General features: G+C 62.0%; 13 protein-coding genes. All 13 read left to right on the top strand.

Going from position 1 to position 12,933, the window contains the following annotated elements:
* Positions 1 to 206: 206 nt before the first annotated feature.
* On the top strand, positions 207 to 1,883 hold the full coding sequence (locus ACEN2M_RS06700; protein WP_441647329.1) for a GspE/PulE family protein: 1,677 nt from the start codon (positions 207 to 209) through the stop codon (positions 1,881 to 1,883).
* A 17-nt stretch (positions 1,884 to 1,900) separates the two neighbouring features.
* Positions 1,901 to 3,406 (top strand): type IV pilus twitching motility protein PilT, encoded by a 1,506-nt coding sequence (locus ACEN2M_RS06695; protein WP_441647328.1) that lies wholly within the window; start codon positions 1,901 to 1,903, stop codon positions 3,404 to 3,406.
* Entirely contained in the window at positions 3,406 to 4,635 is a 1,230-nt protein-coding gene (locus ACEN2M_RS06690; protein ID WP_441647327.1) for a type II secretion system F family protein, read from the top strand. Before ACEN2M_RS06695 ends, ACEN2M_RS06690 begins: the two co-directional genes overlap by 1 nt.
* A 134-nt stretch (positions 4,636 to 4,769) precedes the next feature.
* Entirely contained in the window at positions 4,770 to 5,201 is a 432-nt protein-coding gene (locus ACEN2M_RS06685) for a type IV pilin protein (protein ID WP_441647326.1), read from the top strand.
* An 84-nt stretch (positions 5,202 to 5,285) separates the two neighbouring features.
* Positions 5,286 to 5,729 (top strand): type IV pilus modification PilV family protein, encoded by a 444-nt coding sequence (locus ACEN2M_RS06680; RefSeq protein WP_441647409.1) that lies wholly within the window; start codon positions 5,286 to 5,288, stop codon positions 5,727 to 5,729.
* A complete protein-coding gene (locus tag ACEN2M_RS06675) occupies positions 5,726 to 6,319 on the top strand; it encodes a PilW family protein (protein WP_441647325.1) in 594 nt (197 codons plus the stop codon). Before ACEN2M_RS06680 ends, ACEN2M_RS06675 begins: the two co-directional genes overlap by 4 nt.
* 740 nt (positions 6,320 to 7,059) lie before the next feature.
* Positions 7,060 to 7,929 (top strand): hypothetical protein, encoded by an 870-nt coding sequence (locus tag ACEN2M_RS06670; RefSeq protein WP_441647324.1) that lies wholly within the window; start codon positions 7,060 to 7,062, stop codon positions 7,927 to 7,929.
* Positions 7,922 to 8,758, top strand: a complete 837-nt coding sequence (locus tag ACEN2M_RS06665; RefSeq protein ID WP_441647408.1) for a prepilin peptidase — start codon at positions 7,922 to 7,924, stop codon at positions 8,756 to 8,758. The genes ACEN2M_RS06670 and ACEN2M_RS06665 overlap by 8 nt, the downstream gene beginning before the upstream one ends.
* A 25-nt stretch (positions 8,759 to 8,783) precedes the next feature.
* Positions 8,784 to 9,836 carry a type IV pilus assembly protein PilM gene (gene pilM, locus ACEN2M_RS06660; protein WP_441647323.1) on the top strand — a complete coding sequence of 351 codons (1,053 nt, stop codon included), beginning with the start codon at positions 8,784 to 8,786 and terminating at the stop codon, positions 9,834 to 9,836.
* A complete protein-coding gene (locus ACEN2M_RS06655) occupies positions 9,833 to 10,501 on the top strand; it encodes a hypothetical protein (RefSeq protein WP_441647322.1) in 669 nt (222 codons plus the stop codon). Before pilM ends, ACEN2M_RS06655 begins: the two co-directional genes overlap by 4 nt.
* A 44-nt stretch (positions 10,502 to 10,545) precedes the next feature.
* Positions 10,546 to 11,256, top strand: coding sequence for a hypothetical protein (locus tag ACEN2M_RS06650; protein WP_441647321.1), 711 nt, complete (start codon positions 10,546 to 10,548; stop codon positions 11,254 to 11,256).
* A 94-nt stretch (positions 11,257 to 11,350) separates the two neighbouring features.
* Positions 11,351 to 12,346, top strand: a complete 996-nt coding sequence (locus ACEN2M_RS06645; RefSeq protein WP_441647320.1) for a hypothetical protein — start codon at positions 11,351 to 11,353, stop codon at positions 12,344 to 12,346.
* A gap of 30 nt (positions 12,347 to 12,376) precedes the next feature.
* A complete protein-coding gene (locus tag ACEN2M_RS06640) occupies positions 12,377 to 12,865 on the top strand; it encodes a DUF6121 family protein (protein ID WP_441647319.1) in 489 nt (162 codons plus the stop codon).
* Positions 12,866 to 12,933: the final 68 nt, after the last annotated feature.

The raw sequence follows: 12,933 nt of genomic DNA, 5'->3' as shown, positions 1-12,933 counted from the left end.
AACCACCCGATAGGGTACAGATAAAGCATCGACTTGACTGGACCAAACCAGATCAGCCGAGCCAATTCCCAGGCCCCTGAACGTGGGACTCACCGTCTCATCAGGCCTGGGGCACTCCGCAATTCGTCATCTTATTCGGGCGCTGGTTTGCCAGCTGCGTGCGCTCCGTCTCCCAGCAGCCACGGCCCGTAGGGGGATGTTCTCTCATGGCGACGCTCACCGAGATCCTGATCCTGCACGGCCTGTTGCCCATCGAAGTATTGGACACCCTGCTGGAGGGTGACCCGGCGGACGAAACCGCCGTGCGTGCCCTCGTCGCAAAGGGCGCGATCACCGAGGTACAGTTCGCGAAAGCCCGGGCCGCTCAAGCAAACCTGCCGTTCGTGGAACTGGCCGAATACCCGGTCGATCGCCTCGCCGTTGCGCTGGTGCCCGTAGCGGTGTGCCGCCGGCACGAGGTACTGCCTGTGCTCATCGACGGTAACCGCCTGGTGCTTGCCATGGTCGACCCTGGCAACGTCTTTGCCGTCGACGATGTGCGGGAGGCATCCGGGATGCGTGTCACCCAGGTCGTCGCCGAGCGGGCGGACCTCTTGGCCGCCATCGGCCGCTACCATCGGGCCGACGGCGAACTGAGCGACCTGACATCCACGCTTCAGGAAGAGAATGCGGCGGCCGCTGTCGAATCCGCCTCCTTCGGTGTCTCCGACGCCGGGGAGGACGACGCCCCGATCGTGCGGTTCGTGAACCTGCTGGTCAGCCAGGCCATTCAGGATCTTGCCTCGGACATCCACATCGAGCCCGGCGAACATAGTCTGCGGGTGCGCTACCGCATCGATGGGGTGCTGCACGAGATGCAGACTGCGCCCAAGAGCATCCAGAACGGTGTTATTTCCCGGCTCAAAATCATGAGCGATATCGACATTGCCGAACGCCGCAAACCCCAGGACGGCCGCATGACGGTGCGACACGCTGGTCGACAGATCGACCTGCGCGTGGCGACGCTGCCCACGGTATGGGGCGAAAAGGTGGTCATGCGGATCCTCGATAACTCCAGCACCACCCTGGATGTGCGCGCGTTGGCCTTGCTCGAGCACAACTTCGAGGCCTATAAAGCCTCGTATTCCAAGCCCTACGGCATGATCCTGATAACCGGGCCTACCGGTTCGGGCAAGTCCACCACGTTGTACACCACCCTGGGTGCAGTTGCTCGCCCGGAGGTCAACGTGATCACGGTTGAGGACCCGGTGGAGTACCGCATGGCGGGCATCAATCAGGTGCAGGTCAACGTAAAGGCCGGCCTCACCTTCGCCAGTGCGCTGCGTTCCATCCTCCGCAGCGACCCTGATGTGGTGCTGCTCGGAGAGATCCGCGACCACGAGACCGCACAGATCGCTATCGAGGCTTCACTAACCGGCCACCTTGTGCTCTCAACGCTCCACACTAACGACGCACCGAGTGCCATTACTCGACTCACCGAGATGGGCATCGAGCCTTTTTTGGTTGGCTCCGCTCTGGACTGTGTCGTCGCTCAGCGGCTCGCTCGTCGTCTGTGCGACAAGTGCAAGTCGCCGTCGGTGCTGACTGCGGCGGACCTCACGCGGTTACGTTTCGCATTTGACCCGGCGCTGCCGTTACCGACGATTTACGAGCCCGTCGGCTGCACACAGTGTTCCAAGACCGGCTACCGGGGCCGTCTTGCAGTACATGAAGTGATGACGGTCACCGAAGAGATCGAGCGGCTCGCTGTCGCTCGAGCGTCCAGCGCCGATATCGCTCGAGTCGCGCGCGACCAGGGAATGATCACCCTCCGCGAAGACGGCTGGGCGAAAGCCCGCTTGGGATTGACATCGATCGAAGAGATTTTGCGCGTGGTCGCGTAATGCAAGGGGAGACCAACATGAGCCAGCCCATCTATGACATTCCTGTGACGCCACCGCAGCGTCCCGACGGCGAAGAGGAGATCAAAGCCGAACCGGCAGATCAAGTCACCGAGCCAGTGCCGTGGTACCTCCTCGACCCGGCCGATTCGCCGGCCGCCGAAACTGTGCCGTTCAAGTCGAAATACGATCAGGTCACCGAAGCCGTGACGGTGTCTCGGACCCATGCCGAAGCGTCCCGGCCGAGTGAGGAAATTGCGCCCGACCTCACGCGGTCAGCACTTGAAGGGGCGACCTCCGGCCAGGTGCTCCGCCCACGGGCGGAGACTGCCGAAGGCGGCCGGCCGCGGCGTGCCGCGCGCACAGATTCGACTCTGGGTGCTGACCAAGATCTTCTGAACGCCCTGCAAGAGGTGCTCGACCTCAACGGCTCGGACCTGCACATCACGGTCGGTGCGCCGCCAAGCCTTCGGGTCAATGGTCATCTGCGCCCGTTCGATAACGCGAGCCCGTGGATGTTCGACAAAGTGTCGGACGCCTTGCTCAGCATCCTCACACCAGCGCAGCGCATGGAGTTCGAGCGCGAACTGGAACTGGACTTCGCTTACACGGCCAACGGCGCCCGATTCCGCGTGAACTATTACCAGCAGAGGGGCTCGATTGGTGGTGCTTTCCGGCTTATCCCGCGCGAAATCAAGCCGCTCAAGGAACTCGGCATGCCCGACTCGGTGGCCCGCTTCGCCGCGATGCCGCGAGGACTTGTCCTTGTCACCGGGCCCACCGGTTCCGGTAAATCCACCACACTCGCTGCCCTCGTCGACGAGGTCAACCGCACCCGCGCCGACCACATCGTCACTGTGGAGGACCCGATCGAGTTCCTGCACAAGCACCGTAAATCCCTGGTGAACCAGCGTGAGGTCGGCAGCGATACGAAGAGCTTCGCGTCAGCCCTTAAACACGTTCTGCGTCAGGACCCGGATGTCATTCTCATTGGGGAGCTGCGGGACCTGGAAACCATCTCTGTCGCGATCACCGCGGCGGAGACGGGCCACCTTGTCTTCGCAACACTGCACACCCAGAGCGCTCCTCAGACCATCGATCGAATGATTGACGTTTTCCCGCCGCACCAGCAGGCACAGGTGCGTTCCCAATTGGCGGCGACGCTTCAGGGCGTCGTTTGCCAGACCCTGGTCAAGCGAGTTGATGATGGACGTGTCGTGGCCACCGAGGTGATGTTCGCCTCCCCCGCCATTGCCAACCTCATCCGCGAGGGGAAGACCTATCAAATCCCGTCAGTGATGCAGGCCGGCCGCGGCCTTGGAATGCACACCATGGACCAGCATCTGGCCGAACTGGTGGACGCCGGCCTCATCAGCCGCACGTCGGCGGAGGAGAAGGCGCAAGACCTGGAAGGCCTTGCCCAGCTCATCCGTCGCGTGGACCCCGCGGCTACGGGCACGGCTACTTCTCCGATGTCCAGTGACGGCATTGACTACGACGCGTACTCAGGCGGGAGTGGGGTCTAATGCCTACTACTGTCGCCTTCGCTTACAAGGGACGCAATGCGGCCGGCAAGATCGTCAAGGGCCGACTAGACGCCTCGTCAGAGGGTGCTGCGATGACTCGAATGCGCACTATGGGACTGGCGCCGATTTCGGCGACGGAAGTCGCCGTCGGTACCGGACTGAACATGGACATCACGATTCCGGGGTTCAGTAAGTCCATTAGCTTGAAAGACCTGGCCATTATGAGTCGCCAGATGGCAACGATGACCGCGGCCGGTCTTTCTCTGTTGCGAACATTGAACATCCTGTCGGAACAAACCGAGAACAAAGAACTCTCCAAAATTCTCACGTCGATCAAGAGCGAAGTCGAAACCGGAGTCTCACTTTCCGAGGCGCTGGACAAACACTCAAAAGTGTTCCCACCCATCATGATCAATCTGATCAGGGCAGGAGAGACCGGTGGCTTCCTGGAAAGCTCCCTCAACTCGGTGGCCCAGAATTTTGAGTCAGAGACGAAGCTGAAAGACACGATCAAGTCTGCGATGGCGTATCCCACGATCGTTCTGATCATGGCGGTGCTGGCCGTAATCGGCATGTTGACCTTCATAGTCCCGGTGTTTGAGAAGATGTTCGCCGGCCTCGGCGGGGAATTGCCGCTGCCGACCATGGTGCTGGTGGTGCTATCGAAAGCCATGGTCTGGCTCTTACCCGTGATCATCGTTGGTGGTATCGCCTTTACTGTGTGGTGGCGCCGGAACAAAAACACCGAGCAAGTACGTAAAGTTGTCGACCCGTTGAAGTTGCGACTCCCCGTGTTCGGCCCGCTCATGACCAAGCTGGCAATCGCGCGGTTTAGCCGCAACTTTTCGACGATGATCGGCGCTGGAGTTCCAATTCTTCAATCGCTGAACATTGTCGGGGAGACCTCTGGTAACTGGGTAGTCGAGTCCGCGTTGCGCAAGGTTCAGGACTCCGTGAGGCAAGGGAAATCCATCGCGGAGCCACTCAGCCTTGAGCCGGTATTTCCGGCGATGGTTGTGCAGATGATCGCGGTTGGCGAAGACGCCGGAGCCCTGCAGCAGATGCTGGGAAAGATCGCAGATTTCTACGACCAGGAGGTCCAATCGACGGCGGAACAGCTGACAGCCCTGATTGAACCGCTGATGATCGCATTCATCGGCGTCATCGTCGGTGGGATGATCGTCGCCCTGTATATGCCGATGTTCAGTATTTTCGAGTACATCAACTAGACCCCCCGAACTGGGGTCATGACGCGCCCCTGTTACCCCTCTTTGTGGCTCAGCGCAAGGCCCGCGAGACCATATGCTCAGATCAGGCAGCACAATCGCTTTTCCCAGTTCTCACACAGCAAAGGACCCTCCCCATGATCCGTAGAATCTCGGCAGCGCTTGTCAGCAAGCGTTCAGCACTCGGCCAGAAGGAGAAGGGCTTCACGCTCATTGAGCTCCTTGTTGTGGTCCTCATCATTGGCATCCTCGCTGCCGTGGCTATCCCGATCTTCCTAGGTCAGCAGGAGTCTGCCAAGGACAGTTCAGTTGAGGCGGCAATCACCAACGCCAAGACGGCAGTCGTTGCTGCGATCGTCGAAGGCGATACCGTTGCAGAGGCGATCGCATCTCTCAACTCGGCAGCTGGTCTTGAAGGCTACACGCAGAGTGGTGACATCGATGTGCGAGGGACAGCATCTTCTGTGACCGCATTCACCATCACGGGAGCCTATGGCGACGGCCACACCAACATCCACCACATCACCGACGCTTCTCCAGCTGTAGCTGGCGGAACCTGGACGCCGTAGCCCCGTAGGCTTCGAGTGAACTCTGAGCGGGGTGCCCTTGCAGGGTATCCCGCTCGCAGTTTCTGTATCGATTCCATCAACGGAATGGGCCCAAAGTTGGATGAATTGGCTAGGTCGGTGCGTCCTCAGCGCAACGCAGGATTCGGAATGATTGAGGTGGTTATTTCGATGTTCCTTCTCGGCCTCTTAGCGGTCGCGTTCCTACCCTTGCTCATCGGCTCCTTAAGGGTCTCGGCTGCAAACTCCACGCTGGCCGTCGCGGCGCAATTGGCCAGCAAGCAGCTGGAGGAAGCACGTGCCCAGGGACCGGTGTGCAGTGCCATTACCATTCCAGTGGGCTCAAGCGTCGTGCCCGGGCCCACAGATTCTGATGGCGTTGCCTTCGAAATTCGGCGTACTAGAGACGCCTGTCCCACTTCCGCTGCGAGTTTTCCTACAACTGTGTCCCTAACCGTTGCGGTTTGGAAGATCGGTGCATCGGAAGCGAGCGTTAAGGCAAAAACGCGCATACTTGTGACCGGGCCGTGAGAATGTTCTGGTCCAGAGAAACGAAGCGCGATGTCAAGGGCGAGTCGGGCTTCACTCTTGTCGAGTTGTTGATCTATTCGGCGATGGCTACCGTCATTCTGGTGATTATCAGCTCGTTCCTAATCAATGCCGTGCGTGGTGAGCGCGATGTCCGTTCGGTGGCTGAAGCTACTACGCTCGGTCAGCTCCTCTCAAACTCGGTGCAAAAAGGTGTCCGCAACGCCTCAGGTCTGCAATTGACGAACGGTGTTGACGGCAGCATCCTGCTTATCGCGCGAACGGCGAACTCTGCTGTTCCGCTCACCTGGTCGTGTCAAGCATGGTTCTTCGACCCCATCGACGGGGCGGTTTACACAACTAAGCATGCAGACACAGCCCCTATCTCCGTGCCGTCGGGAGGGCCCCAGGGCTCTTGGACGGTCTTGGGCAACGGAATTTCAGCAGTGGCGGGTGCCGCAGTATTTGCCACCCGCCCCAACGGGATTGACATGGATTTCTACGTCGCGGCGGGTGACAACCGGGATCCGGTGCACCTGCAGACGTCGGCCATCCAGCGAAACCCAGAATCGGTGGGTACGCCATGCTTCTGAGCTCTGTTGTGTCGCGCCTAAGACGTGGTGAAGAAGGTAGCGCGCTTATCGCCGTAATCGGCGTTTTCGGCGTTGTCGCCATCGTGGGAATCATGGTGGCCGCAGCGACCGTCAACGCGGTTGGGTACACCTCGGGGACTCGCGCTGCCGTGCAGGCGCAGGCCAATGCGGAGGCGGGGATCGCCACAGCAACTGCGGACCTTATGCGAGGAGCGTGCCCAACCCCATCAGGCGGTGTGGCGGGCTTTACCTTGGCCGTTTCCTACTCCACCCAACTAACCGGTGACTCGTGGACGCCCGGATGCCCAGGCGCCACTGCAAAGAGGGTACTGATCATTGCGACGGGAGCAGCCTCCGCGGTCGGTGTCGCAGGGAACTCCGCCGGAGACACCCGTCGTATCGAGGCAATATACGCCGCTCCTGTTTCCAGTACGGAAATCGTGGCATCTGGAGCGGCCATCTATGCCTACTCATCGACGGGGTTCTCCGGATCCGGCAGTCTCGTTGCTACCGCTGCTGGTTCTACACCCGCCGTTCAGGTGAAGACGGGACCTGTTGTTTGCAGCGGCGCGAGCAAGATTCCGAATGATCTGGTTGTGGCCAACGGGACCTTGGAAGTCCAAGCATCATGTGCAGTGAGTGGGAACGTGTGGTCAACCGGCAAAGCGACTCTCACGGGGGACGTTACCGTCGGGGGGAATGTCACGTCAGGTGGGTTAACCATCACCGGGAGCTCTCGTGTGAAGGGCAGCGCGTGGTCTTCCGGCCCCACGACAATGTCGGGCACCGCGCAAATCGTGGGTAATTTGAGCGGGACCGCGCTGACCATGACCGGCGGGACGATCAAGGGAAACGCATGGCTCTCTGATGCTGTGAGCCTGGCGTCCGGAAGCCGAATTGATGGGCTGCTGACCGCTAAGTCCCTCTCTGGTCCAGGAGCCACCAACGGCGGGAAGGTCCTTGTGCCGGCTGGCCCGGGACCCGGACCGGCGCCGGCGCCGGCGCCGGTCGTACCGAGTTGGATCGATTTCAATTACCTCAAATCAGATTGGGTAGGATTTAGCGAGAAAATTGTAAGCGGTTACTGCGATTTTGCGGTGCTCCAAGCCGCAGCAGACCAGCTGGCATCTGGCCCTGGCATCATTGATGCGCGTACCTGCACCAATGCGATCACCGTTTCGGATTATCAGAAGTTAGCCCTGGGCAACGACTTGGTCATAGTCGCTAAGAACTTTCAGCTGGGTAGCGGCGGCGGGTTCAGTGCCGCATCGCCACGGAAGCTCTGGCTGATCACAGAGGACACGAATAAGAACCTCCTCCCGACCTGCCCCGCTGGCGCGGGGTTCAAGATTGACGGTGGGTTCACCCTCGGTGCGAATATCACAACAATGGTCTACACCCCCTGCGCCTTCAAGCTGCTGGCAGGCGTTACTTGGCGAGGTCAGGTATTTGCTGGCGGTGCGACGGTGGACGGCGGGGCAACAATGCAATACGCGCCGCTCGGGCTCCCCCGTGTGAACCTGACCACCGGCGCGGACGCGGATGACGCCGGCGCAGTCAGTTCCAGCATGCTCGGGCAGAGGCTTTCGATCCGTGACATCGATGATTAGCGCGACCGCTCTCATTGCACTGTTCGGCGCTCTGATCGGGTCATTTCTGAACGTTGTTGCCTACCGTGTTCCCAAGAGGATTTCCGTCGTGTCGCCACCCAGCGCCTGCACGCAGTGCGGAGTCCGCATCAAGGGATATGACAATATTCCTGTCCTGTCTTGGTGCCTGCTCCGGGGTAAGTGCCGTAATTGTAAGAGCGCCATCTCGGTGCGGTACCCGCTCATCGAACTCGGAACCGCGATTTTCTTCGCACTCGTCGCGTCCTGGGTCTTTTCAGGCGGAATCTCGATGCGGTGGCGAGAGACACTAACGGTCGGCATTGTTGCGACTGCGGCAGTACTGTTGGCCTATCTTTATCTGGCCGCGATCAGTGTCGCGCTCACAGTGATCGACATCGAGACTCATACGCTTCCAAACAGCATTGTGGTGCCTGCATACCCGGTGTCTGTTGTCCTGCTGACCGCCGCGGGGTTTCTGGGCGGAGAACCCGGAAGGGTACTCGGCGCACTGGTTGGTGGCATCGCGATGTTCGGCATGTACCTTTTGTTAGCCCTCGCATCTCGCGGAGGGATGGGGCTCGGTGATGTGAAACTTGCCGGCGTGCTCGGTCTGTACCTTGGTTGGCTCGGTTGGGGGCCGCTTGCCGTCGGTGCGTTTGGCGCGTTCCTGCTCGGGGGACTGTTTAGTGTGATGCTTATCATCACACGCAGGGCGAATCGGAAATCCGGCATTCCATTCGGGCCATGGATGCTTGCCGGTGCATGGCTAGGCATTCTCGGCGGTCGAGATATCGCCAACTGGTATTTGGCGCTCTTCGGTTTGGCATGACGGCAGGGCTAGCAGGAGAGAAACAGTGAAATCAAACGTCGTAGGAATAGACATCGGCAGCACGGGCGTGCGTGCCGTCGAACTGAGCGACTCGGGCAAGGCGCGGCCCACGGTGGTCAAGTATCACGCAATTCCATTACCTGAGGGGTCGGTGGTGCGAGGTGAGGTTCAGGAAATCAACACTGTGGCTGAGGTCCTAAAGCGGCTCTGGTCCGCTGGAGGGTTTGGCAGTAAGAACGTGGTGATGGGGATGGGCAACCATCGGGTGCTTGTTCGGGATTTGACTGTGCCGTCTGGGTCGATGGTACGGATCAGGGAGTCTCTCCCCTTTCACGTTCAGGACATGCTGCCAGTGCCTGTGGCCGACGCCTTGCTCGATTTTTACCCCATATCCGAGGAGGACGACGCTGTTGCCGGGCCTCAGGTTCACGGCCTCCTCGTGGCCGCCGTGAAACAATCGGTGCAGGCTAATGTGAAGGCCGTTCAGCTAGCCGGGCTTATCCCAGTTGAGGTGGACTTGATTCCCTTTGCGCTCAGTCGTGTGGTGTACCGCGGTCAGCCCGACCCCGGGGTCGTGGTGCAGATCGATGTGGGTGCTCGCACCACGAGCGTGGTCGTTACTTCTCTTGGTAGCCCGTTATTTGTTCGGATCATCCCCACTGGTGGAGACGACCTCACCCAGGCACTTGTGGACCGGCTGCCCGCCGAGGCGGACGTCGCTGACGCGGTGAAACGCTCGCGGGGGCTCGCGCCCGGCGGCGTCGCCGCCGGCGACGAAAGAGCTGTGGGCATCATCCGTGAGGTGACCACCGAGTTGCTCAGCAGCCTTCGCAATACCATTACTTACTTCGCCAGCACCCGACCGTCTCTATCTATCGATCGCATCGTGCTTGCCGGGGGTGGGAGTTCCCTAATCGGTTTCGGGCAGGCACTGTCAGAACTCACGCGTCTGAATGTCGTATTCCCTGAGCCGCTGGGCGCCGTGACGTTCGCGAGTGGTGTCAGTGTGGATGATTTCCAGCGCGCAGGAGGAGAATTCTACGTGGCGCTGGGCCTGGCAATCGGGAGCGCCGCGTGAGCCGGGCAACGCACGACGATGGTCTGACCCTCGGTGGCGAACCACGGGTCAACCTGCTGCCACCCGAAGTCGCGGCGCAGGCCTCGGACCGCGTCCTGCGCAAGAGGCTGATTCTGGCGACGGCTGGCGTTCTTGTGCTCGTATTGTTTGGCGTCGGGGGAGCTTTTCTGCACGCAACTTCAAGCGCTCTTCGTTTCGTTGCCGTTCAGGCGGACACCACCGATCTCCTCGCCGAGCAAGGCAAATATGTGGCCGTGCGTCAGGTCGAGGAGCAGGTGGAGACGGCACTCGCAGCACGGGCCGTGGGCGGATGGACCGAAGTGGACTGGAAGACCTACCTGCAGGGAATGCGTGCGGTACTGCCTGCCGATGTCGGAATCGAGGCGGTCATCGTTGACTCCACGTCTCCGCTTGCCGCCTATGCCCAGCCCACCGGGCCACTGCAAGAACCGCGAGTGGCGACGCTCACGGTCACGATGGTGAGCCCAGGGTTGCCTACGGTGCCGCAGTGGCTGGATGCCCTGCACACGCTGCCTGGAATGGCTGACGCAGTTGCTGGGTCAATCACGGCCGTCGAGAACGTCGGGTACACCGTCATCGTCACCATGCACATTGATTCTGACGCGTTCTCCGGGCGTCTCACCGACACCACCGGGGGTAACTGACCATGTCAACTCGACGCATATGGGCCATCGGCTGTGCGCTGGTCATGACGGCGTCCATCGCGCTGGGCTGGCTGCTGGGGGCCTCCCCGTTGCTCGCGGCGGCCAAGGTCGCCGATGAAGCACGCGAGGCTGCAGAAGCGCAAAACGCTACCTACAGCCAGGAACTGGTGATCCTCAAAGACCAGTTTGCGGGTATCGAGAAGCTCGAAGCCCAGCTCGGCGACCTCCGCGCTGAACTGCCCTCTGGTGCGGCACTGCCCGCCTACCTCAACCAGCTGTCCACTGAAGCCCAAAAGCACTCCGTCACCCTCACGACAATCACAACGGCAGATGCGGTGGCGTACGCACCGACAGCCGCCGAGGCCCCCATCGCGGAGACACCCCCTGCCGACGCAGAGGCACCTGCTGACGCCGATGCTGCCGCACCGGCAGCCGAGGCCGTACCGGCCGCACCTGCGGAGGGTGCCGGCGTGCCCGTTACCAGTCCGCTCGTGACCGCAGAGAACTTCATCGCGATACCCATCACGCTTGCGTTCGACGGCGGCTACGACAATGTACTCGCCTTCGTCGAGAGCTTGCAGAAGGGAACCAGACTCACGGCTGTTACGGCCTTCAGCACAACGAAGGAAGATGCAGCAGCCGCTGCGCCCAGCGAAGACGGAGCCGCCAAAGCAGCCCCGGCAGCCACCGACGCAGTCACGGGAACGATGTCCTTGCTGATCTACGTGCTCCTGGACCCTACCGCGGAAGGTTAACCGCCGCGCGCCCCGCGCTTCCGCCGAGTTGACCCCCCAAATTGCTACAGTGGCAGCACAGAGCTATGGCCACGAGGCTCACGAGGAGTGCAGCATGACCGACACCACGCCCCCCGAGGGACACAAGAACGACAACCCGGATGCGCCCACCGCGCAGATCCACGACGAGCAGAGTCCCGAGCCCACCACTGTCGCCGACCCGAGCGCGACCGTCGACGAACCGGTGCGCGAGCCCCTCATCGAGCCGCCGGCGCCGGAGCACACTGCCGCCTACGTTCCCGGTGAGCCGATCGACTACGAACCGGCTACCCCGGTGACGGTCAACGCGTCGGAGGCGCCGACCGAGAAGGTCGAACGCCTCACCGCCGAGCCCACCCCGGCCGAGCTCGCCCGCGACGAGGCCGTCGCCGAGCAGAAGGACTACACGCCCGCCTACGTGCCCACGCAGGCCGGCGCAACGCCCGAGGTCGCGCGCCCCACCGAGCAGCAGCCCGTGCAGCAGCCGACCCAGCAGTTCTCGCAGAGCCCGGTTTACGTCACCGCGCCCACCCCGCCCAAGACCTTGGGCAACCGGGCCGCCGGCATCCTCATCGGCCTCATCGCCACCGCGGTGTTCGCCGGGGTGTACGCGCTCATCGCGTTCTTCATCTCAGCGGCCGGCGCGGCCACCGTCGCCGACGCCACCACCCGGTTCACCGACTTCCTGGTGCTGCCGGTCTTCTACGTGCCGGTGATCTTCTTCTTCCTCGCCTTCGCCCTCCTGGTCGCCGTGCTCAACCGGGCGGGCTGGTGGGCGTACGTGCTCGGCGGCTTCCTGGTCGCCGTGGTCGTCTACTTCTCCTACATCGGCGGCGCCCTGCTCGCCGTGCAGGCGTGGAACCTGACGCCCGCCGAAGCCGCCCGCTTCGTGAGCACCCAGTGGCTGAACCCCGGCGCGATCGCCGCGGCCATCGTGGCCCGCGAGGTGCCGATCTGGTTCGGTGCCTGGATCTCCCGGCGTGGCCGCAGCGTCACGGCGAAGAACATCGCCGCCAAGGCCGACTACGAGCGTCAGCTCGCCGAGGGACCGCAGCTCGCTCGTCCGGCCTAACCACCGGCAGGGCAGTGCGGGGGGAGCACAATGCGCGATTACCAGAAATACGCGACCATCGTCGCTGTTTTCGCGACCGTGCTCTACGCCGCACTGCTCGTGGCCGCGTTCGGCCTGATCAGCCTGGCCACCAACCTCGAGGTAATCGCCGACCGTTCGGCCGGCCCGCTGGTGGGCCCCACCATGACGGCCGTGGCCGTGCTGCTGGTGCTCCTCATGCTGATCACCCTCGGCGTCAACACCCCACCCGACAAACAACGTGTCGTGGTGGGGTTTGCCGTTGCCACCGGCATCGCCGCGTACGGCCTGTACATCGCCGCCGGCGCCATCCTCGTGGCCGCCGGCAACGGCGACCCGTTCGCGGTGCTGCTGTTCGCCGGCAGCATGCTCGCCAGCCCCTTCGCCCTCACCGTGGGGGTGCTGGCGTTCGTCGTCGCGCTCGTCTACTCGATCCTGCTGGCCTCCCACTACGGCGAGCACGGCCGGCCGCTCTGGCCGTGGGAGCGCAAAGGCGAGTAGCCCCGTACCCATCAGTCCCGGCTTCAAAAGCACCATCAGCACGTGATCCAGCACCGCCCAGAGTACTG

It is taken from the genome of Cryobacterium sp. W22_MBD10_FK3 (genome assembly GCF_052113745.1).
Taxonomy (GTDB): Bacteria; Actinomycetota; Actinomycetes; order Actinomycetales; family Microbacteriaceae; genus Cryobacterium.
Note: the sequence above shows the minus strand (reverse complement) of the source record. Positions and strands in the feature narration are given on the sequence as shown.

Coding starts and splice junctions, on each gene's coding strand:
- ACEN2M_RS06700 (WP_441647329.1), top strand. CDS start 207: ATGGCGACGCTCACCGAGATCCTGATCCTGCACGGCCTGTTGCCCATC.
- ACEN2M_RS06695 (WP_441647328.1), top strand. CDS start 1,901: ATGAGCCAGCCCATCTATGACATTCCTGTGACGCCACCGCAGCGTCCC.
- ACEN2M_RS06690 (WP_441647327.1), top strand. CDS start 3,406: ATGCCTACTACTGTCGCCTTCGCTTACAAGGGACGCAATGCGGCCGGC.
- ACEN2M_RS06685 (WP_441647326.1), top strand. CDS start 4,770: ATGATCCGTAGAATCTCGGCAGCGCTTGTCAGCAAGCGTTCAGCACTC.
- ACEN2M_RS06680 (WP_441647409.1), top strand. CDS start 5,286: ATGGGCCCAAAGTTGGATGAATTGGCTAGGTCGGTGCGTCCTCAGCGC.
- ACEN2M_RS06665 (WP_441647408.1), top strand. CDS start 7,922: ATGATTAGCGCGACCGCTCTCATTGCACTGTTCGGCGCTCTGATCGGG.
- ACEN2M_RS06650 (WP_441647321.1), top strand. CDS start 10,546: ATGACGGCGTCCATCGCGCTGGGCTGGCTGCTGGGGGCCTCCCCGTTG.
- ACEN2M_RS06645 (WP_441647320.1), top strand. CDS start 11,351: ATGACCGACACCACGCCCCCCGAGGGACACAAGAACGACAACCCGGAT.
- ACEN2M_RS06640 (WP_441647319.1), top strand. CDS start 12,377: ATGCGCGATTACCAGAAATACGCGACCATCGTCGCTGTTTTCGCGACC.